We start from the raw sequence: 19413 nt of genomic DNA, 5'->3' as shown, positions 1-19413 counted from the left end.
CTCTTCGCAAGATGTCGCGCAGAGTCTGTAATTATTTGACAGCGTCGCGGTTCTTCTGGATCTCAGTCCCGGGGCGCTTGCGCGGTCGAGCCCCGCACCACCAGCTCCGGCTCGAACAGGAGCTCCTCGGCCGGGACCGGACTGCCGCCGATCTGCGCGTTCAGCACCTCCACAGCCGCCCTCCCCATGGCCTCGATGGGCTGCCGGACGGTGGTCAGGGGCGGCTCGGTGCAGTTCATGAAGGCCGAGTCGTCGTAGCCGACCACGGAGATCTGGGACGGGACCTGGAGTCCCCGGCGGCGGGCCGCGCGCACCGCGCCGAGGGCGATCGGGTCGCTGGCGCAGACGATGCCGGTCACCCCGCGCTCGATGAGCCGGCTGGCGGCGGCCTGGCCGCCTTCGAGGGAGAACATGGCGCGCGCGACATGTTCGTCGGGGAGTTCCGCGAGCGCCCGGGCGGCGGCCAGCTTGCGGGCCGAGGGGACGTGGTCCTCCGGTCCGAGCACCAGCCCGATCCGCTCGTGCCCCAGCGAGGCCAGATGCCGCCAGGCCTGCTCCACGGCCACGGCGTCGTCACAGGAGACGCCCGGGAAGCCGAGGTGTTCGATGGCCGCGTTGACCAGGACCACCGGGATGTTGCGTTCGGCGAGCAGCCGGTAGTGGTCGTGGGGCGCGTCGGCCTGCGCGTAGAGGCCGCCGGCGAAGACGACGCCGGAGACCTGCTGTTGCAGCAGCAGCGAGACGTAGTCGGCCTCCGAGACCCCGCCCTTGGTCTGGGTGCACAGCACGGGCGTCAGGCCGAGCTGGGCGAGCGCGCCGCCGATCACCTCGGCGAACGCGGGGAAGATGGGGTTCTGCAGCTCGGGCAGGACGAGACCGACGAGCCGCGCGCGCTCACCGCGCAGTTGGGTGGGTCGCTCGTAGCCGAGGACGTCCAGGGCGGAGAGCACCGCCTGCCGGGTGGGTTCGGAGACGCCGGGCTTGCCGTTGAGCACCCGGCTGACCGTGGCCTCGCTGACCCCGACCTTCTTCGCCACTTCAGCAAGTCGTCGCGTCATGAGCGCAAGTTTAGCGCAAGTGTATGCAAGTGGCTTGCGTGGGGCGGGGGGACTTGGGCCTGTGGGGGTGGGACGGGGTCTGCGGGAGTCCTGCGCCGACCGACCCTGCGGACGCCCAGGACCGGCGGGCAACGCTGAGCGGCGCACGGCCCAGGCCCCCTGGAAGGCCGGGCCTGGGGGCCGACCCTGACCGGAGCCCGGACCCGTGGCCGGAGCGACACCCTGCGGTCCGCCGGACCTGGCGCGGGAGCGAATCCCCGCGGGCGGTCCGGATCCGGCACAGGAGCGAAGCCCCGCGGGCGGCCCCTGGCCCGGATCCGGCACAGGAGCCAAGCCCCGCGGGCGGCCCCGACCAGGCGGAGAAGCTCGGCCCTGCGGGGGCGCAGCTCCAACCCGACCCGGCGGAGAAACCCACCTGCGGGAGCCCAGCCCCGACCCGGCGAAGAAGCCCGACCTGCGGGAGCCCAGCCCCGACCCGGCGAAGAAACCCACCTGCGGGAGCCCAGCCCCGACCCGGCGAAGAAACCCACCTGCGGGAGCCCAGCCCCAACCCGGCGAAGAAGCCCGACCTGCGGGAGCCCAGCCCCGACCCGGCACCGGCACCGGCACCGGCACCGGCACCGGCACCGGCAAGGAAGCTCACCCCTCTGCGGGGGCGCGGCCCGGATTCGGCGGAGACACCCGCCCCTACGTGGGCGCGGCCCGGGCTCGGCGGTCGGGTCCGGCCTTACGCGCAGCCCGGATCCCGGGCGGCCCTACGCGCAGCCCGGATCCCGGAGGAAGGGCGCGGTCGCGGGCAGGCCCGACCCCGCGGCGACGCGCGAGGGTGCGGGAAGCTCACTGACCGAAGCGCCGTCGGCGACCTGAACGCCGGCGGTGCCCGGTCAGGACTCGGGGGACGGCACCACGGTGAGGTGGGCCGCCGTGCGGCGCGGACGCCGGGGCGCGGGCGTCGCACGGCGGCTCTCCCGCAGGACCATCGTCAGGCGGCTGTAGCCCATGTCGTGGAGGCTCTTGGGCGTCTCGCCGACGATGCGGCAGTCGGTGGCGCCCCAGCGCGGATCGGGGTGCAGCAGCGGGCGGACCGCACCGTCGTGCTCCAGCGCCCCCTCACCCACCGCGCGGATCCAGTGCGGCAGACCCTGCCGATAGGCCGCGTCCATGATCGGGTCCTGGGCGATGTCCCTGCGGATCGCCTGGAGGGCGAGATCGTGGCCGTGCCGCTGCACTGCGGCCTCGAAGTGCGCCAGCATCGGCAGGCACCAGCTCGACTCGTGGTCGCCGAGGACCAGGCCCGCGTCCGGGTGGAACAGCACGAACCTGAGGAAGTTGTCGCCCGGCATCGCCGTCGGGTGCGGGCCGACGTCACGGAAAAGTGACTCGAAAGCGGCGTTGGCCAGGACCACGTCCCATGCATGGTCGACGACCAGGGACGGAAAAGGGGTCGCCTCCAGGAGCACGGCGTAGTCCTGGAGATACGCCCGGGCCTCGGGACTCTCGGGGACGGGCCGCGGCGCCGACCGCTGCCCTCCTGCCTGATACGCCATCGGGAGGTCACCCCTCTTGCCTCTGCGGCCTTCACGCGGCGCCCTGATCCTGCTGCCCGGACGCGAGGCGTGTCAACTATCGTGGCATTTCATGCTCGTTGACGGCTGAAATTGGCCACAGTTGTGGCGAGACCTGGATGCGAGTTCGAACGACGGGCTAATCTCCGGGCAGTTCACGGCGACCGTCGGGAGAGACGCGCACGCTCGTGAAAGGTCTGTGAGAGACGTAGGAGAACTGTCGGTGTCGGATGGCTTCGAGGTTCCGGACGCCGCGGCGACGTCTGTGCTGCCCGGCGTCGTCGCCCGTGTCGCCGCGCTCGCCGACCGGCTCGGCGTGGCGCATGCGGAGGTATTCCGCACCGGCCGCCTGTCGGTGGCCTCCGGCGTACCCGAGGTCGTCGTCAAGGCGCTGCTGAGCGGCCGGCCCGCCGGCGAGCCGGATGTTCAGGCGCGATTCCTGCAACGGCTGGACCTGCTGCGCCGCACCCGGCTGAAGCCCAACGGCCGCAGGTACACCCAACAGGAAATAGCCGACGGGGCCGGCATGTCCCGTCAGCAGGCGGGCGCCCTCATCAACGGCGACCGGCGGCCCACCATGGAGCACTGCGACGCCCTCCAGCGCTTCTTCCGCGTGCACGCGGGCTTCCTCACGGCCGAGGACCCCGAGGCGCTCGCGGGCGCCCTCCAGCACACCGAGCAGGACCTCCTCCAGAAGCTCGCCGACCGTGAACGGGAGGCCTCCGTCGCGAGCGAGGCCGACGACCCGCTGGAGAGGCTCCTGCAGGACCACGGCGTCCGCGGCATCGCCTGGCGGGCCGCGCAGCTGCCCACCGATCAGCACCGCGACAAGGTCGCCGAGTGGCTGGACATGCTCCTGGAGAGCGTCAAGCGGCCCGAGTCGTGATCCGGGGGAGAACTGTGGGCATCGCCAGGGACATGCGCCGCCTCTGCGGCGAGCTGGTCGCGGAGCTGTCGCCCGCCGCGCCGCTACCGCCCGCCGACCTGTACGCCACGCTGTGCGACGCGATGAGCCGGCGCCGCGGCCGCCCGGTGCGGTTCCGTACGGCCGCCTTCCCGGCCGGCACGGCGAGCGGCCTGTGGGTCGACCTGTCCGACCAGGACCTGGTCGTCGTCGAGGAACGCACCGCTCCCGACCACCAGTTGGTGATCCTGGGGCACGAGCTGTGGCACATGCAGGCCGGCCACTGCGGCCACCACGTCGACGGCACGGTGGTCGCGGCGCGGCTGCTCGGCGACGGCGCCGACCTCCGGGCGACCGTCCGGGCGGTCGCCGCGCGCACCCGCTTCGACCAGGCCGAGGAGCGCGACGCCGAGGCCTTCGGTCTGCTGCTCGCCAGCAAATGCCGTACCTGGCTGGCGGGTTCGGCGCTGCGTGGACCGGTGCCGAGGGATCACCTCGCGGGCCGGATCGAGGCGTCGCTCGGGTACCTGGGGCCACAGGGCTGACCTGGCCGGGGCCGGGTCAGTGGGGTGCCGGAGAGACCGCGAGCGCTGTCGTGGCGGCCTGCGTGCCCCGGTCCTTTCTGCATCGTGCAAGAAGCGGCGGGCGGGCTCGCTCACTTGCTCTGCAGCTTCCCCAGCGGCTGGGGGTCTTCCTCCAGGGCGGCGGCCGTCGCCCGCCAGCCGCTGTCATCGCCCTCGGGGGAGAGAGCCGAACGGAGGAAGGCCGAGCTGAGGCGCTGGATCAGGGCCACGCGCGCGGGGCTCTCGTCCGTCGTCTCGGCGACCTCGTGGCCGGTGACACCGCCGAGCGAGTGCTCCGCCTCGAACAGCGTGAGCAGGCTCTTGCTCCCCGGGCTGTGGGTGTACGGGTCGGTGAACCAGTCCGGCCCGCGGGTGGACAGCGGGGAGTGGTCGTTGTCTCCGGCGACGATGAGGGCCGGCGCGGTCATGGTGGCGAAGGACGGCTTCATGAACGGGAAGTGCTCGGCGGCGAACGGGGTCAGGCCGTCGCCCAGGCCGGTCAGGGCGAGCAGCACCCCCGCCTTGACGCGGGGGTCGGACAGGTCCTCGCCGGGAACACCGTCGGGGTCGAGGATGCGCGCGCCCAGCAGGGTGCTCGCGGTCTGGGCCCCCCAGGAGTGGCCGGCCACGGCGACGCGGCCGCGGTCGACGCGCCCGCCGAGGCCCGGCAGGGCGGCTTCCAGGACGTCGAGGCCGTCCAGTACACGCGTAAGGTCCTCGATGCGCAGGCGCCAGATCCGGGGCGTGCGGGGGTCCTCGGGGGGAAGGCCAAGGGTCCGTGAGTCGAGGTGGGTGGGCTGCACGACCACGAAACCGTGCGCGGCCCAGTGGTCCGCCAGTGGGGCGTAACCGTTCATCGACCAGCCGAAGCCGTGCGAGAAGACGATGACGGGCAGGTCGCCGCCGGTCGCGGGCGCGGACACGCGGACCTGGAGGTCCTCGCCGCGGCCGGGGGCGGGCAGCACGACCGGCTTCGCGGAGATCACCGTGGTGGGCAGGTCCGCGTCGTGCTGCGCGTTCGAGGGGTTCGAGCCGGACATGGAGGGGTCCTCCCTTTCGGGGTCTTCACACGCTTGGTTCGGCGGGCCCGGCCGTAGGTGGCGCCGTGGTCGGCGGCCCCTCGGTCTGCCATCATGGGCAAAACGGAACCTCGTTCCGGCAACAATACGGAACGCTGTTCCGCTTTGCAACACCACGGAAGGAGCGTCACGGTGAACGACGGCAACGGGCAGGCGGACGCGGCCGGATCCCAGCGCGGGAACGCCCAGGCCACTGACTCCCAGGCCACTGACTCCCAGGCCGATGACTCCCCGGGCGAGGACGCCCAGGGCGAAAACGCCAGGCCCGAGGACGTCCGCCCCAAGGGCGCCCGGCGCAAGGATGTCCGGCGCAACCAGCAGACCCTGCTGGAGGCGGCCGCGGAAGCCTTCGTCGCCTCGGGTGTGGACGCGCCGGTACGGGACATCGCGGCCAGGGCCGGCGTCGGGGTGGGCACGGTCTACCGCCACTTCCCCACCCGGGCGGACCTCGTCATCGCCGTCTACCGCCACCAGGTCGACGCCTGCGCCGAGGCGGGGCCGGCCCTGCTGGCGGCCGGCCCGACACCCCATGCCGCCCTGGAACGGTGGGTCGACCTCTTCGTCGACTTCCTGGTCACCAAACACGGCCTGGCCGCCGCGATGCAGTCCGACGGCACCGGCTTCGAGGCGCTGCACGCCTACTTCCTCGACCGCCTTCTGCCGGTGTGCGCCGAGCTCCTCGACGCCGCCGTCGCCTCCGGCGAGATCCACTCCGGCCTCGACGCCTATCACCTCATGCGCGGCATCGGAAACCTCTGCATCGGCGCCGAGAGCGACCCCCGCTACGACGCACGCAGGCTGGTCGCGCTCCTCGTCGCGGGCCTACGCCGACCGTGACAGCCGCGAGGAACAGGGCCGGGCCGGGAATCCCCGACGCACGGCCATGACCGGTCCCGGCGACCTCAGGTGGCGCTGCGTTCGCTCGCCTCGCGCAGGTCGCGCTGCGTGGCGCGGTCCGGCCCGGCGTCGCCGGGGCCGGTTCCGGCGCCCGGGGCGTGCCGTCCGTCGATCAGGAGTTCGCGCCAGTGCTCCCGGCTCCAGTGGGCCGGGGTGGTCGTCCGGGTGAACTCCTCCACCAGGGCGAGGAAGCGGGCCGGGTCGGTGTGGAAGGGAAAGTGACCGGCGCCCTCGAAGACCTCAAGCCGGCTGCCCGGCATCGCCTCGTGGGCGCCGTACGCGTGCCGTACCGGCACCACACTGTCCCGGTCGCCCCACAGCAGCATGGTCGGCATGCCGGCGGTCAGATAGCACCGGTCGAGCATGGTCACCACCTGGCCGCGCCAGTCGACGACCGCGCGCAGGGTGCGGATGAAGGCGTTGCGCGAGGTGCCGTCGGGCAGCGCGTCGACCAGGGTCAGGAGTTCGGGGGCGTCCTTGCCGAGGTCGGCGCCCAGCAGGCGCATCAGGCGCACCGCGAGGCCGACTTGGAGCCGCATGCCGGGCAGGCGCAGCGACGACAGCATCAGGTCGGCGCCGGGCAGCGAGACCAGCCGCAGCACGGGGTTGACCTCGCGGCCCACGCCACCGGCGCTGACCAGGATCAGCCGCTCGGTGCGCTCGGGGAACTGGTAGGCGAACTGCATCGCCACTCCCCCGCCGAGCGAGTGCCCGACCAGGGTCGCCGACTCGATGCCGAGGGTGGTGAGCAGATCGCGTACGCCGTTGGCGTAGGCGGCGACCGAGTAGTCGGCGCGCGGCTTGTCCGAGGCGCCGTGACCGAGCAGGTCGGGGGCGATCACCGTGTGGGTGCGGGCGAGGTCGGGGATCAGCCCGGCCCAGGTGGCCGAGGAGTCCCCGATGCCGTGGACGAGGACCAGCGCGGGCCCCTCGCCGGCCATGCGGAAGGCCCGGCGGTAGCCGTGCACCACCCGGTACTGCAGTTCCAGTTCCCGGTCGCCCACCGAACGCAGCCGTGCGGTGCGCGCCGGACGCGGCCGTGAGGTGTCGGTCATTCGCCCACCTCCTCGATTCACCGACCGCGCACCGGCGGCGGACCATTCTGAGAAAGCACTTCCTCCCAGCTTAGAGCGGCCGTGCGTCGTTGGATTTCCGGGAGGTTTCACCTCCGCTAAGCGGGCGAACCGACTTGCGCTCCGACCGGATTGTCAGTGGCGGGCGGCAAGCTGGAGTTGCGCCGCCGTGCGGGGGCGTACGCGCCGACGGGGCGCGGGAGAGACGACGCCGACGCGGGGAGAGCCGACCGATGCGCACTGCCGTACTGACCGACCAAGAGCGCACGGCCGTACAGGCCTATCTGCGGCTGCTGCACACCGTGCGGGCCGCTTTCGACGACACGGGTGCGAGTCCACCGGACGGCCGACGGCCGTCCGTGGTGCCGCCCGCGGTTCTCGCCGAGGCGGAGCGGGCGCTGGCGGACGCGGGACTCGCGGGGAACGAGGAGGAGTTCTTCCGGCTGCTGCACACCTGGTGCCCGCGGCCGTGAGGGTGCTCAGGGGTGCGGCACGCTGATCGCCGTGGCCACGAGACCGCGCTGGACCGTCCACCGGCCCTCGAAGTGCCGCAGCCGGTGGCCGCCCAGTACCGGCCCGGGGACGAGGAGTTCGGCGCGCAAGGTGCCGCGCGACCGCTCGCCGGGGTCGATGCGCAGGTCGATGTCGGCCTCCGCGAACTCCAGCCACTGTCCGGTGAGGGGGAACCATGCTTTGTACACGGATTCCTTGGCGCTGAACAGGAGCCGGTCCCAGTGGATCTCGGGGTGGTCCGCGGTCAGCCGCCGCAGCCGCTCCGCCTCCGTGGGCAGCGACACGGCGGGCAGGACACCCTCCGGCAGCGGCTGGTGCGGCTCGGCGTCGATGCCGAGAGAGGCCAGGTCACCGGCGCGGACCAGGGCGGCGGCGCAGTAGCCGTCGCAGTGGGTCATGCTGCCGGTCAGGCCGGCCGGCCAGCGCGGCGCTCCGCGCTCGCCGGGCAGCACGGACTGCGGCGGCACGCCGAGCTTCTCCATGGCGCGGCGGGCGCAGGAGCGTACGACGGCGAACTCGCGGCGGCGCTTGGCGACGGCCTGCACCACGACCGCGGCCTCCTCGGGGTACAGCGCCGCCTCCTCGGACCCGTCAGTGCCCTCGTCGCCGTGCGCCTCCACGACGACCACCGACTGCGGCAGCAGCTCCTCGATCACCGGGCCACGACCTCCTCCGGAAGAATGCGGCGCAGCCGTCCCGGCGGCTGCGGGCGTTTGCGCCACTCGCGGGGGTACCCCACGGACACCTCCTCGAAGCGGACGCCCTCGTGCCGGGTGGTCCGCGGGATGTGGAGATGGCCGTACACCATGGTCGCCACACGGAAGCGGCGATGCCAGTCGGCGGTCAGCCGGGTGCCGCACCACATGGCGAACTCGGGGTGCCACAGGACGTCCGTGGGGTGCCGGTCCAGCGGGTAGTGGTTGACCAGGACCGTGGGCAGGTCGGACGGGATCTCGGCGAGTCTGCGCTCGGTCTCGGCGACCCGGGCCCGGCACCAGGCCTCACGGCTCGGGTAGGGGTCGGGGTGCAGCAGGTACTCGTCGTTGCAGACGATCCCGGTGCCGTGCGCGTACGCCAGCCCCGCCTCCTTGGTGGTGCAGCCGGCCGGCAGGAAGGAGTAGTCGTACAGCAGGAACAGGGGCGCCACGGCGACCGGGCCGCCGGGGCCGTCCCAGACGGGGTACGGGTCCTCGGGGGTGCTCACGCCCAGTTCGCGGCACGCCTCGACCAGGTGCTGGTAGCGGGCGACCCCGCGCAGGGTGACGGGATCCTTCGGGTGGGTCCACAGTTCGTGGTTGCCGGGGGCCCAGAGGACCTTGCGGAAGCGGCTCGCGAGGGTCTTGAGGGCCCAGCGGATGTCGGAGACGGTCTCCGAGACGTCGCCGGCGACCAGCAGCCAGTCGGCGTCGGAGCCGGGGCGCATCTCCTCGACGAGCGCGCGGTTCTCCGCATAGCCGATGTGCAGATCGCTGATGGCCAGCAGTTGTCCGGCACCGCCGACCGTCGACGTCACCTTTCGCCTCCCCGTCGCCCGCGCCCGCGTCTGCGCCCGCGCACGCCACACCAACGGCACCACGAGATCACATCCGTGTCCGGGGGACAAGAGCGGCCCGCCGGTGCCGGGGACAGCACCGGGATACCGGATGACACCTCCTGGCCGCACATCATCGGAAAATCCGTAACACGCACGTTGCACGCGAGGGCCTCGGCAAGCCGTATGATCGCCCCAACACCACCGCCACGAACTTCCCTTCGCACAGGGCGGTTTGGTGTACCTCCAACCATCTTGCCCGGGCGCGGGCTGCTCCGCCCTGCCCGAAAAGCCTCGAAAGGCGGCCTGCATGCTCTCTCGCGTACGCGTCTGGCTCAACCGCACGTACGCGGAGAACGTGTTCTTCATGGATCAGCTGCGGAGAAATCCCAGCGACCGGGCCGTCGAAATCCATGCCACGCACGGCGACGCGGACTCGCCCGTGCTGGCGGCCGCCGACACCGCCGATCTGGAGCCGGAGGGCCTGTCCCCGGCCGCCTACGTCGAGTACGCCCTGGACCAGTGCCAGCGCCGCAGCATCGACGTGTTCGTGCCCCGGCTGCACCAGTCGGAGATCGTGGCGCACCGCGCCGACTTCGCGGCGGTCGGCACGGCGCTGCTCGCGCCGACGCCCGAGGCCGTCGCCGTCTTCCACGACAAGGTGATCGCCTACGAGGCGGTCCAGGCGATCGGCGTGCCCGTTCCGCCGTGGTGGCGAGTGCGCACGGCGGACGAACTCGTGGCCGCCGTGGAGGAGTTGGAGGCCGGCGGGCACAGGGCGTGCTTCAAGCCGGCGTCCGGCGCGGGCGGGGTGGGCTTCCGCGTCATCACGCGCGCCCCCTTCTCGCTCGTCCACCTCAATGGTTTCCCGAGCCCCTATGTGCCGCTCGACCTGGTCGAGGACGCGCTGCGGCGGGCCGAGGAGCAGGTCGACTGGCTGGTGATGCCACGTCTGGAGGAGCCGGAGGTCTCGGTCGACTGCCTCACCGGCACCGACAACCGCGTCCGGCTGGCTGTGGGGCGCACCAAGAACGGCCGCCGCCGGGGCTTCACCCTGCACGAGCAGTGGCTGGAGCCGGCGCGACGGATCGCGGAGGGCTTCGGGCTGCACTACCTGTCCAACATCCAGTTCCGGATGTTCGGCGAGCAGCCGGTCCTCATGGACGTCAACACCCGTCCGGCCGGCGGGCTGCACCAGCTGTCCCTGTGCGGTGTCAACGCGCCCTGGGCCGCCGTCCAGCTGGCGCTCGGCGAGGACCAGGGCGAGGTCGTGCCGCCGTTCCTGGGCCAGGACTACACGGTGGTGTCGGGTCCGCGCCCGCTGCGGCCGGTGTCGCTGCCGCAGCAGCGGATCGAGGAGACCGAGCACCTCCTGCCGGCCGTCCCTGCCCAGACGGTCGAGCAGGTCTCGCCGGTCGCCTCGGAGGCCGGGGCCACGGCCAACGCGCGGGCGTAGTCACGGGCCTTCGTCCCGCCGCCTCGCCCCGCCACATCTTCATACCGGTCTGGACCAATCATGGCGTCGCATCTTGACACCGCGATTGGTCCATACCAACTTGGGTCGCGCACCTCTCAGCACTTCTCTGCACACCTGTGCACTCCCGAACACCCCCATTTCTTCAGGGAGATCGCGTGCGCCCCACTCTTCTCGTACGTTCCAGACGTCGCCTTCTCGCACTGCTCGGCACCGTGGCGCTCGCCGTCACCGGAGCCGTCGCCCTCCCCGGCACCGCCCAGGCGGCCAACATCCTGACCAACCCCGGCCTCGAATCGGGCAGTCTGTCGCCCTGGTCCTGCACCGGAAACCTCGGCTCGGTCGTCTCCTCCCCCGTACATGGCGGCTCCAAAGCCCTCGCGGGGGCCGTGAGTTCGAGCGACAACGCCAAGTGCAGCCAGACCGTCGCCGTCAAGCCGAACACCGCGTACACCCTCAGCGGCTGGGTGCGCGGCTCCTACGTCTACCTCGGCGTGGAAGGCGGCGCCTCCACCTGGACGACGTCGCCGTCGGCGTACAGCCAGCTGTCCGTGCCCTTCACCACCGGCGCCTCCCAGACGAGCGCCACGATCTACGTGAACGGCTGGTACGCGCAGGGCACCTACTACGCCGACGACATCAACCTGGACGGACCGGGCGGCGGAGGCGGCGGCGACACCCAGGCGCCGACCACGCCGACGAACCTGACGTCCACCGGCAAGACCTCCTCGAGCGTCTCCCTGTCCTGGGGCGCCTCGAGCGACAACACCGGCGTCACGGCGTACGACGTGTACAGCGGCTCCAGCCAGGTGCTGAGCGTCTCCGGGACGACCGCCACGGTCGGCGGCCTCTCCCCGAGCACCGCGTACACCTTCACCGTCAAGGCACGGGACGCGGCCGGGAACACCTCCGGCGCCTCCAACTCCGTGAGCGTCACCACCAACGCGGGCGGTGGCGGCGGCACCGGCTTCAAGCAGGCCGCGCCCTACCTCTACCTGGGCTGGGGCGACCCGCCGAGCGCGACCTCGGTGATGAGCTCGACCGGGATCAAGTGGTACACGATGGCGTTCATGCTGGACGGCGGCGGCTGCAATCCGATGTGGGACAGCGCCCGTCCGCTCACCGGCGGCAACGACCAGACCGTCATCAACCAGATCCGGTCCGCGGGCGGTGACATCGTCCCGTCCTTCGGTGGCTGGTCGGGCAGCAAGCTCGGCGCCAACTGCTCCTCCGCGAGCGCGCTCGCCGGGGCCCTGCAGAAGGTGATCAACGCCTACTCGCTCAAGGCGATCGACATGGACGTCGAGAACACGGACGAGTTCGAGAACGAGGCCGTGCAGGCGAAGATCCTCACCGCGCTGAAGACCGTCAAGACCAACAACCCCGGTCTGAAGACGATCGTCACCTTCGGCACCACGACCACCGGCCCGTCCTACTACGGCAACCGGCTGATCGAGCAGGCCAAGGCGCTGAACGCCGACATCGACGTCTTCACGATCATGCCGTTCGACTTCGGCGGCGGCTCCGACATGTACGGCAACACCGTCAACGCCGCCGAGGGGCTCAAGACCAAGCTGAAGTCCACCTTCGGGTGGGACGACGCCACGGCCTACTCCCACATCGGCATCTCGGGCATGAACGGACTGTCCGACCAGCAGGAGAACACGACCCCGGCGATCTGGTCCCAGATCCGTGACTGGGGCAACTCGCACCACATCGCCCGTCTCGCCTACTGGGCGGTCAACCGCGACCGGCCGTGTGCGGGTGGCGGAGTGGTCAGCAACTGCTCCGGGATCAACCAGACCAACTGGCAGTTCACCTCCATCACGGCCGGTTTCACCGGCTGAGCGCGCCCGCACGACACGCGTCCCCCCGGGCCTTCGGGTCCGGGGGGACTCTTTTTCCGCGCGGGGTGTATCAGGGAGCGGGCCGCGGGCTCTTAAGAGTGAAGGACACGGGGGAGCACGGGGGTACGGGGGAGCACGGGGGCTCGGGTCGGTCGGCCGCGTCACGGGGGGCGACCGGCCGACCCGAAGGGGAAGACCTCAGAAGCGCCCCGACCCTCGGTACAGCTCCAGCTCCCCGTCCAGTTCCACGGCGAGCACGGTGGCATGCGGGTCGAGGTCCGCCGCGGCGGGCGGTTCGATCCACAGCACACCGGGTGTCTCGTGCAGACCACCGGTGATCCGGTGGGCGAGTTCGGCTCCGCTGCCGAGCACCGTGACCCGCCGCACCGAGCCGAGCAGACCGCGTACGTTGATCTCCGCCCGGGGGGCGTCGAAGAGGATCAGGTACAGCGTGCGCCGGTCCGCCGACAGGGTGCTGGGACCGTAGTGGTGGCCCGCGGGCAGCCCGCGCCCGGTCCCGTACACCGCCTCCTCGTGCCGGGCGATCCAGTCGCCGAGGCCCTCCAGCCGCTCGGCGTGTTCGGCCGGGATCGTGCCGTCCTCCCGTGGTCCGACGCTGAGCAGCAGGTTGCCACCGCCGCCGATCGTCTCGGCGAAGTAGCGGATCAGCTGGTCGACCGACTTGTGGTGGTGGTCGTGGTGCTGGTGACCCCACGAGTCGTTGATCGTCAGACACAGCTCCCAGGGGCCCTCGGGCGGGACGACGGGGGCGCCCTGTTCAGGGGTCGCGTAGTCGCCCTCGCTCAGCATGCGGGCGTTGAACACGACGTCCGGCACCTCGGCGCGGATGATCGCGGCGAGCCGCGGGATGCGCCACTGCTCCGCGCTGCGGTCCCATTCGCCGTCGAACCACATCAGGTCGGGCCGGTAGCGGGAGGCGAGTTCGCGGATCTGGCCGTCCCGGTAGGCGAGGAACCGCTCCCAGGCGTCCGGGTCCTCGAACTCGGCCGCGACCTCGGAGTACCGGTTGTCCGCGAGTTCCGGCGGCCGGCCGGGCTTGCGCGTGGAGGCGTAGTCGGGGTGGCTCCAGTCGGAGTGCGAGTAGTAGAGGCCGACCTTGATGCCCCGCTCGCGCAAGGCGTCGGCATACCCGGATATCAGGTCGCGCCCCACGTTCAGGTCGCCGTGGGCGGTGTCCCACAGGGCGACACCGTCGTGGTGACGACTGGTGAGCACGGCGTACCGCGCGCCCGCGCGGGCGAACAGGGCGGCCCACTCGCGCGGCTCGTAGCGGGCGGCGGTGAAGCGGTCCAGCTGGGACATGTACCGGTCGTACGGGACGATGTCGTCGTAGAACGACCAGGACTCCTGGACGCCGTCGACGGCGTAGATCCCCCAGTGGATGAAGATCCCCAACTTGGCGTCGGTGAACCAGGGTTGCATGGGCACGTCTGCTGCGCTCCTATCGGCCGGTGTCGGCGCGCCGCAGGCGGAGGGTCAGGATCTGGAAGGGCCGCAGCTCGACCGGGACGCCGTCGGCGCCGTCGGTGGCCGCTTCCTCCAGGGGGCGCTCCAGCAGGTCGGTGACCTGGGCGCCGGTGAGCGGGAATCCGGTGCGCAGGGTCGCCCGGGCCCGGCCGCCGCGGGACTCGTAGAGACGGACGACGACGTCGCCGGAGGCGTCGTCGGCGAGCTTGACCGCCTCGACGGTCACGCCGACGCCGTCCACGCCCCGGCCTTCCACGGAGACGACCGGACGCGGCGCGCCCGCCGCGTCCGCCACCCGCAGCGGGAGGTTGAGGGCGTAGCCCTCGGCGACCGCGTCCTCGATGCTCGCGCCGGGCAGCAGCGCGTAGGTGAAGCGGTGCCTGCCCTGGTCGGCCCCCGGGTCCGGGACGCGCGGGGCGCGGACCAGGCTGAGGCGGACCGTGGTCGTCGTACCGCCGTCCTCGCGGACCGTGCGGGTCACATCGTGGCCGTACGTCGAGTCGTTGATGACCGCGACGCCGTAGCCGGGCTCGCCGATGTGTACCCAGCGGTGGCCGGAGACCTCGAAACGGGCCGCCTCCCAGCTGGTGTTGGTGTGGGTGGGCCGCTGGACGTGGCCGAACTGGATCTCCGCGGACGAGTGCGGCGCCCGGACGTCCACCGGGAAGGCCGCCTTGAGGATCTTCTCGGCCTCGTGCCAGTCGATGTCGGTCTCGATGTCGATGCGCGGGCTGCCGGCCCGGACGGTGATCGTCTGGACGATCCTCGACCCCTTGCCGAAGCTCCGCTCCACCCGGATCGCGCCGAGCAGCGGGTCCGCCTCGAGAACCGTGACGGAGTCGGCGTCGAGCAGGTCGGTGTAGCGGTTGCGGTAGTGCTTGTCGATGTCCCAGGCGTCCCAGTAGTTCGGGAGGTCGGTGTGCAGGCGGAGCAGGTTGCCCGGCTCGGCCAGGACCTCACGGCGCGCCCGTAGGTCGTACACGGACGACAGTGTGCCGTCGTCCGCCACTTCGACCCGGACCAGCCCGTTGTCGAGGACCCGGCCCGTGACCGTCACGGGCTGCGGGGGCTCGGCGTCGGTGACCGGCGCGCTGCCGCTCGCGGGTACCTCCACGTACGCGGGCGTGCCGCCGGCCGTGCGCACCACCTCGGCGCGGTCGTACGGGCTCGTGTTGAACACGCGCGTCCCGCCGCCGCCCAGCGCCGCGACCGCCTCGGCCGTCAGCACCTCCAGCTCCTGGGCCACTCGGGCGTACTCGGCCTCCGCCTCCCGGTGCACCCAGGCGATCGACGACCCCGGCAGGATGTCGTGGAACTGGTGCAGCAGCACCGTCTTCCACAGCCGGTCCAGCTTCTCGTACGGGTACGCGTACCCCGGCGCGTGCAGCGCGGCGGTCGTCGCCCACAGCTCGGCCTCACGCAGCTTGTGCTCGCTGCGCCGGTTGCCCTGCTTGGTGCGGGCCTGGGAGGTGTAGGTGGCGCGGTGCAGCTCCAGGTAGAGCTCGCCGACCCAGACGGGCGCGTCGGCGTACTCGGCGCGGGCGTCCGCGAAGAACTTGTCGGGGTGTTCGACGACGACCTTCGCCGAGCCCTCCAGGTCGGCGAGCCTGCGTGCCCGTTCCATGATCTCGCGGGTGGGGCCGCCACCGCCGTCGCCCCAGCCGAAGGGGGCGAGGGAACGCGTGGCGCCGCCCTTCTCGCTGTAGTTGCGCACCGCGTGCGCCATCTCCTCGCCGCTGAAACCGGCGTTGTAGGTGTCCATCGGCGGGAAGTGGGTGAAGATGCGGGTGCCGTCGATGCCCTCCCACCAGAAGGTGTGGTGGGGGAACTTGTTGGTCTGGTTCCAGGAGATCTTCTGGGTGAGGAACCACTCGTTGCCGGCGAGCTTGGCGAGCTGCGGGTAGGCGGCGTTGTAGCCGAAGGAGTCCGGCAGCCAGACCCCCTTGGTCTCGATGCCGAAGTGCTCGATGAAGAACCGCTTGCCGTGGATGAGCTGACGGGCCACGGCCTCGCCGCCGGGCAGGTTGCCGTCGGCCTCGACCCACATCCCGCCGACCGGCACCCACTGGCCCTTCTTCACCGACTCCTGGATCCGGGCCCAGACCTGCGGGTAGTTGTCGCGTACCCACTCGTACTGCTGGGCCTGGGAGCAGGCGAAGACGAAGTCCTCGTACTCGTCGGCGAGCGCGGTGACGTTGGAGAAGGTGCGCGAGGTCTTGCGCTTGGTCTCGCGGATCGGCCACAGCCAGGCGGAGTCGATGTGCGCGTGGCCGACGCCGGAGACGGTGTGGGCGCTGGCGTGCGCGGGCTTGCTCAGGGCGGGCTTCAGCGCGGCCCGGACCGCGGCCGCCGAAGCGGCGACGTCGTCCAGGTCGAGCAGGTCCAGCGCGCGGTCGAGGGCGTGCGCGATCTCGTGCCGGCGCGGGTCGTGCTCGCCGAGCTCCAGCATCAGTTCGCGCAGCACCTGGATGTCGAGGTCGAGGTGGAAGACCTCCTCGTCCAGGACGGCGAGGTCGGCGCGGCGGAAAGTGTAGAGGGGCTTGTCGCCGGCGGTCAGGACATCGCCGAGCGGGGTCGGGGCGGCGAAGTCGTTGGCCAGGATGTCCGGGTTGGAGGCCGCCTCGACGAGGTAGTGGATCTCCTCGCCGCCGGTAGCCGGGTTGGCGATCGGGACGTACTGGTTGAGCGGGTTGACCGCCTTCAGGGGCGTGCCGTCGATCCGGTGGACGAGGGCCTCGGCCTGGTTGCCGGGCCAGTCGCCCACGAAGCCGAGGTCGATGACCGCCTCGACGCGCCGCCCGGCGAAGGCGGCGGGCACCTGTCCGCGCATCCGGAACCAGGTCGTGCCCCAGGGCGGGCCCCAGAGGGTGTCCATCGCGAAGGGCTCGTACGGCGCGGCGGCGGCCTCCTCGAAGGGGACCGGCTCCCCCGGCGCCTGCCAGGCCTCGACCTCGAAGGGGACGGTGGCCGCGTAGAGGGCGGGCTTGATGCGCTGGTTGTGGACGCGCTCTACGCGCTCCTCGATCCGGCGGCGTTCGTCGTGCATGGAAGTCTCCAGGAAACAGCGGCGGGCCGGCGGCCCGGAGGCCGAAGGGCCGGGAGGTCAGGGGGGAGCCGAACGGCCGGAGGTCCGGTACGTCGGACGGCCGGACGGTCGGAAGGGCGGGAGGCCGACAAGAGGGGAAGGGGAGAGGAGAGAAAAGAGGAGCGAGAGGCGGGGGAAGAGCGCTTACCCGAGGTACGCCAGGCCCGGATGGACCTCGGCATAACCCTCCATCAGCCGTCGGGCGACGTTCACGGAGTCGACGAGCGGGTGCAGCGCGAAGGCCTTGACCGCCGTGGCACGGGAGCCCGACTCGGCCGCGGACAGCACCTCCCGCTCGACGCCCTTCACCGCGCACACCAGACCGGTGGCGTGCTCGGGCAGCGGGGCGACGGCCACGGGGTGGGCGCCGTTGGCGTCGACGAGGCACGGCACCTCGATCACGGCGTCGGCGTCCAGGGCGGAGAGGGTGCCCTGGTTGCGCACGTTGAGGATCAGCGTGGTGCGCTCGTCGCGCGCGATGGCCCGCATCAGGGCGAGGGCCACCTTCTCGTACCCGCCGGACAGGTCGTCGGCCGCACGCTCGCCGGCGCCGGCCGTCTCCCGGTTCTCGGCCATGTACGTGGCCTCGCGCTCGGCACGGGTGCGGTCCCAGGCCAGCAGGGCCGAGCCGTCCGCGCCCCGGGCCTCCTCGTAGAACCGGGCCTGCTGGTCGCGCAGGAAGGCGCCGCGGGTCTTCTCCGCCTGCTGGTAGGCGCGTACGGCTTCCCGGTTGAAGTAGTAGTAGTGCAGGTACTCGTTGGGGATCGCGCCCAGGGAGCGCAGCCAGTCGACGCCGAAGAGTTTGCCCTCCTCGAAGGAGCCGAGCAGGTCGGGGTCGGCGAGCAGGCGCGGGAGTTCGTCGCGGCCCGCGACGCGCAGCCCGCGCACCCAGCCGAGGTGGTTGAGGCCGACGTAGTCGATCCACGCCTCGCCCGGGTCGGCGCCGAGGACCCGGGCGATCCGGCGGCCGAGGCCGACCGGGGAGTCGCAGATGCCGATGACCCGGTCGCCGAGGTGGCGGGACATGGCCTCGGTGACCAGGCCCGCGGGGTTGGTGAAGTTGATGACCCAGGCGTCGGGGGCCAGCCGGGCCACCCGTCGGGCGATGTCGACGGCGACGGGGACCGTCCGCAGGCCGTAGGCGATCCCGCCCGCGCCGACCGTCTCCTGGCCGAGGACGCCCTCGGCGAGCGCCACCCGTTCGTCGTTCGCGCGGCCCTCCAGGCCGCCGACGCGGATCGCGGAGAACACGAAGTCGGCGCCGCGCAGGGCCTCGTCGAGGTCGGTCGTCACCGTCACCCGGGGGGCCTCGGACCCGGTCGACGCCTGTTCGGCCAGCACCCGGGCGACCGCGTACAGCCGACTGTCGTCCAGGTCGTGCAGGACGACCTCCGTCACCCGCCCCTCGCCACGGTCCGTCAGGAGCGCCCCGTACACCAGCGGCACGCGGAACCCGCCGCCGCCCAGAATCGTCAGCTTCACGCTGTTCCCGCCTTTCCTGCCAGGACCACCTGTACGCCCGCCTCCTCCAGGGAGGAGCGGGTCACCGCGTCCAGCGGCGCGTCGGTCACCACCACGTCCAGGTCCTCGGGACCGCAGACCTTCGCCATGCCCGTACCCGGAAACTTCGCCGCGTCGGCGAGCAGGACGACCTTCTCACCGGCCTTGATCATGGCCCGCTTGACCGGTACCTCGACGACCGTCGTGTCCATCACCTGGCCGCCCGGCCGCACTCCGCTGGTCCCGAGGAAGACCCAGTCGGCGTGCAGCTGGCGCAGGTTGTCCTCGGTGAGGAAGCCGACCAGGGAGCGGTACTCGCGGCGGACCATGCCGCCGAGCAGCACCAGTTCGATGCCCTCGTCGTCGGCGAGCTCCTCGTAGACCACCAGGTTGCTGGTGATCACGGTGAGCCGGCGGCCGTGCAGTTGCCGGGCCAGCCGGAAGGCGGTGGTGCCGATGTCGAGCAGCACCGACTGACCGTCCGCGACCATCGCCGCGCCGCGCGCCGCTATGGCGTCCTTCTGGGCCACGCGCACCTCGGCGACCTCGGCGAAGGGCTGATCGCCCTCGTCCGCGACGGCGCCGCCGTGCACCCGGGTGAGCAGGCCCTCCTCCTCCAGTCTGAGCAGGTCGCGCCGGATGGTGGCGGGGCTTACGCCGAGCTGTTCGGAAAGGTCCGTCACGGCCGCGGGACCGCCGGAGCGCAGGGCCCGCAGGATGAGTTGGTGTCGTCGTTCTGCCAGCACGCCGCGAACACTACTCGTCATCTTCAATCATTTCCATGCTCAGTTCTGCTCGGGTATTGACCAATCTCGTCGAGCGGCGCACGATTCCGG

General features: G+C 71.9%; 16 protein-coding genes. 6 read left to right on the top strand and 10 right to left on the bottom strand.

The window, feature by feature from the left end; genetic code table 11:
* Positions 1 to 62: 62 nt before the first annotated feature.
* Both ACFV0T_RS16830 and ACFV0T_RS16825 read right to left on the bottom strand, forming a co-directional pair.
* Positions 63 to 1058 (bottom strand): LacI family DNA-binding transcriptional regulator, encoded by a 996-nt coding sequence (locus tag ACFV0T_RS16830; protein WP_385779147.1) that lies wholly within the window; start codon positions 1056 to 1058, stop codon positions 63 to 65.
* Between the two features lie 884 nt (positions 1059 to 1942).
* Entirely contained in the window at positions 1943 to 2605 is a 663-nt protein-coding gene (locus ACFV0T_RS16825) for a hypothetical protein (protein WP_385779145.1), read from the bottom strand.
* A gap of 241 nt (positions 2606 to 2846) precedes the next feature.
* Between ACFV0T_RS16825 and ACFV0T_RS16820 the strand changes: the two genes are divergently transcribed.
* Entirely contained in the window at positions 2847 to 3509 is a 663-nt protein-coding gene (locus ACFV0T_RS16820) for a helix-turn-helix domain-containing protein (RefSeq protein WP_385779143.1), read from the top strand.
* A gap of 32 nt (positions 3510 to 3541) precedes the next feature.
* Entirely contained in the window at positions 3542 to 4072 is a 531-nt protein-coding gene (locus ACFV0T_RS16815; RefSeq protein WP_385779339.1) for a toxin-antitoxin system, toxin component, read from the top strand.
* 110 nt (positions 4073 to 4182) lie between these two features.
* On the opposite strand, the gene ACFV0T_RS16810 is transcribed toward ACFV0T_RS16815, so the two are convergent.
* On the bottom strand, positions 4183 to 5130 hold the full coding sequence (locus ACFV0T_RS16810) for an alpha/beta hydrolase family protein (RefSeq protein ID WP_385779141.1): 948 nt from the start codon (positions 5128 to 5130) through the stop codon (positions 4183 to 4185).
* Between the two features lie 171 nt (positions 5131 to 5301).
* Here ACFV0T_RS16810 and ACFV0T_RS16805 point away from each other — a divergent pair, with 171 nt between their 5' ends.
* Positions 5302 to 6006 carry a TetR/AcrR family transcriptional regulator gene (locus tag ACFV0T_RS16805; protein ID WP_385779139.1) on the top strand — a complete coding sequence of 235 codons (705 nt, stop codon included), beginning with the start codon at positions 5302 to 5304 and terminating at the stop codon, positions 6004 to 6006.
* 65 nt (positions 6007 to 6071) lie between these two features.
* Here ACFV0T_RS16805 and ACFV0T_RS16800 read toward each other — a convergent pair whose 3' ends face one another.
* Positions 6072 to 7121 (bottom strand): alpha/beta fold hydrolase, encoded by a 1050-nt coding sequence (locus ACFV0T_RS16800; protein WP_385779137.1) that lies wholly within the window; start codon positions 7119 to 7121, stop codon positions 6072 to 6074.
* A 251-nt stretch (positions 7122 to 7372) separates the two neighbouring features.
* On the opposite strand from ACFV0T_RS16800, the gene ACFV0T_RS16795 reads away from it, so the two are divergent.
* Complete coding sequence (locus tag ACFV0T_RS16795) at positions 7373 to 7612, top strand: hypothetical protein (protein ID WP_385779136.1); 240 nt, start codon at positions 7373 to 7375, stop codon at positions 7610 to 7612.
* Between the two features lie 6 nt (positions 7613 to 7618).
* Here ACFV0T_RS16795 and ACFV0T_RS16790 read toward each other — a convergent pair whose 3' ends face one another.
* Together ACFV0T_RS16790 and ACFV0T_RS16785 are read right to left on the bottom strand one after the other, a co-directional pair.
* Positions 7619 to 8308 (bottom strand): 4'-phosphopantetheinyl transferase, encoded by a 690-nt coding sequence (locus ACFV0T_RS16790; RefSeq protein WP_385779134.1) that lies wholly within the window; start codon positions 8306 to 8308, stop codon positions 7619 to 7621.
* Entirely contained in the window at positions 8305 to 9165 is an 861-nt protein-coding gene (locus ACFV0T_RS16785; protein ID WP_385779132.1) for a metallophosphoesterase family protein, read from the bottom strand. The genes ACFV0T_RS16790 and ACFV0T_RS16785 overlap by 4 nt, the downstream gene beginning before the upstream one ends.
* Before the next feature lie 328 nt (positions 9166 to 9493).
* On the opposite strand from ACFV0T_RS16785, the gene ACFV0T_RS16780 reads away from it, so the two are divergent.
* Together ACFV0T_RS16780 and ACFV0T_RS16775 are read left to right on the top strand one after the other, a co-directional pair.
* Entirely contained in the window at positions 9494 to 10639 is a 1146-nt protein-coding gene (locus ACFV0T_RS16780) for an ATP-grasp domain-containing protein (RefSeq protein WP_385779130.1), read from the top strand.
* A 176-nt stretch (positions 10640 to 10815) separates the two neighbouring features.
* Positions 10816 to 12504 (top strand): carbohydrate binding domain-containing protein, encoded by a 1689-nt coding sequence (locus ACFV0T_RS16775; RefSeq protein WP_385779128.1) that lies wholly within the window; start codon positions 10816 to 10818, stop codon positions 12502 to 12504.
* A 198-nt stretch (positions 12505 to 12702) separates the two neighbouring features.
* On the opposite strand, the gene ACFV0T_RS16770 is transcribed toward ACFV0T_RS16775, so the two are convergent.
* From ACFV0T_RS16770 to ACFV0T_RS16755, 4 genes are all read right to left on the bottom strand, one after another.
* The gene (locus ACFV0T_RS16770) at positions 12703 to 13953 is read right to left on the bottom strand and encodes an alpha-L-fucosidase (RefSeq protein WP_385779126.1); all 1251 of its coding nucleotides are present in this window, start codon (positions 13951 to 13953) and stop codon (positions 12703 to 12705) included.
* A 13-nt stretch (positions 13954 to 13966) separates the two neighbouring features.
* Complete coding sequence (locus tag ACFV0T_RS16765) at positions 13967 to 17038, bottom strand: alpha-mannosidase (RefSeq protein WP_385779124.1); 3072 nt, start codon at positions 17036 to 17038, stop codon at positions 13967 to 13969.
* A 183-nt stretch (positions 17039 to 17221) separates the two neighbouring features.
* Complete coding sequence (locus tag ACFV0T_RS16760) at positions 17222 to 18559, bottom strand: 6-phospho-beta-glucosidase (RefSeq protein WP_385779122.1); 1338 nt, start codon at positions 18557 to 18559, stop codon at positions 17222 to 17224.
* Positions 18556 to 19323 (bottom strand): DeoR/GlpR family DNA-binding transcription regulator, encoded by a 768-nt coding sequence (locus ACFV0T_RS16755; RefSeq protein ID WP_385779120.1) that lies wholly within the window; start codon positions 19321 to 19323, stop codon positions 18556 to 18558. The genes ACFV0T_RS16760 and ACFV0T_RS16755 overlap by 4 nt, the downstream gene beginning before the upstream one ends.
* Between the last annotated feature and the right edge of the window lie 90 nt (positions 19324 to 19413).

It is taken from the genome of Streptomyces sp. NPDC059582, from assembly GCF_042735715.1.
In the GTDB taxonomy this organism is placed as follows: Bacteria; Actinomycetota; Actinomycetes; order Streptomycetales; family Streptomycetaceae; genus Streptomyces.
The sequence above is the reverse complement of the archived record's forward strand: the minus strand, read 5'-3'. Positions and strand labels throughout refer to the sequence as shown.

Bases quoted from the DNA above. Each gene is read 5' to 3' on its own strand.
- ACFV0T_RS16830 (WP_385779147.1), bottom strand. From the start codon at position 1,058: ATGACGCGACGACTTGCTGAAGTGGCGAAGAAGGTCGGGGTCAGCGAG.
- ACFV0T_RS16825 (WP_385779145.1), bottom strand. From the start codon at position 2,605: ATGGCGTATCAGGCAGGAGGGCAGCGGTCGGCGCCGCGGCCCGTCCCC.
- ACFV0T_RS16815 (WP_385779339.1), top strand. From the start codon at position 3,542: ATGCGCCGCCTCTGCGGCGAGCTGGTCGCGGAGCTGTCGCCCGCCGCG.
- ACFV0T_RS16810 (WP_385779141.1), bottom strand. From the start codon at position 5,130: ATGTCCGGCTCGAACCCCTCGAACGCGCAGCACGACGCGGACCTGCCC.
- ACFV0T_RS16800 (WP_385779137.1), bottom strand. From the start codon at position 7,121: ATGACCGACACCTCACGGCCGCGTCCGGCGCGCACCGCACGGCTGCGT.
- ACFV0T_RS16795 (WP_385779136.1), top strand. From the start codon at position 7,373: ATGCGCACTGCCGTACTGACCGACCAAGAGCGCACGGCCGTACAGGCC.
- ACFV0T_RS16780 (WP_385779130.1), top strand. From the start codon at position 9,494: ATGCTCTCTCGCGTACGCGTCTGGCTCAACCGCACGTACGCGGAGAAC.
- ACFV0T_RS16765 (WP_385779124.1), bottom strand. From the start codon at position 17,038: ATGCACGACGAACGCCGCCGGATCGAGGAGCGCGTAGAGCGCGTCCAC.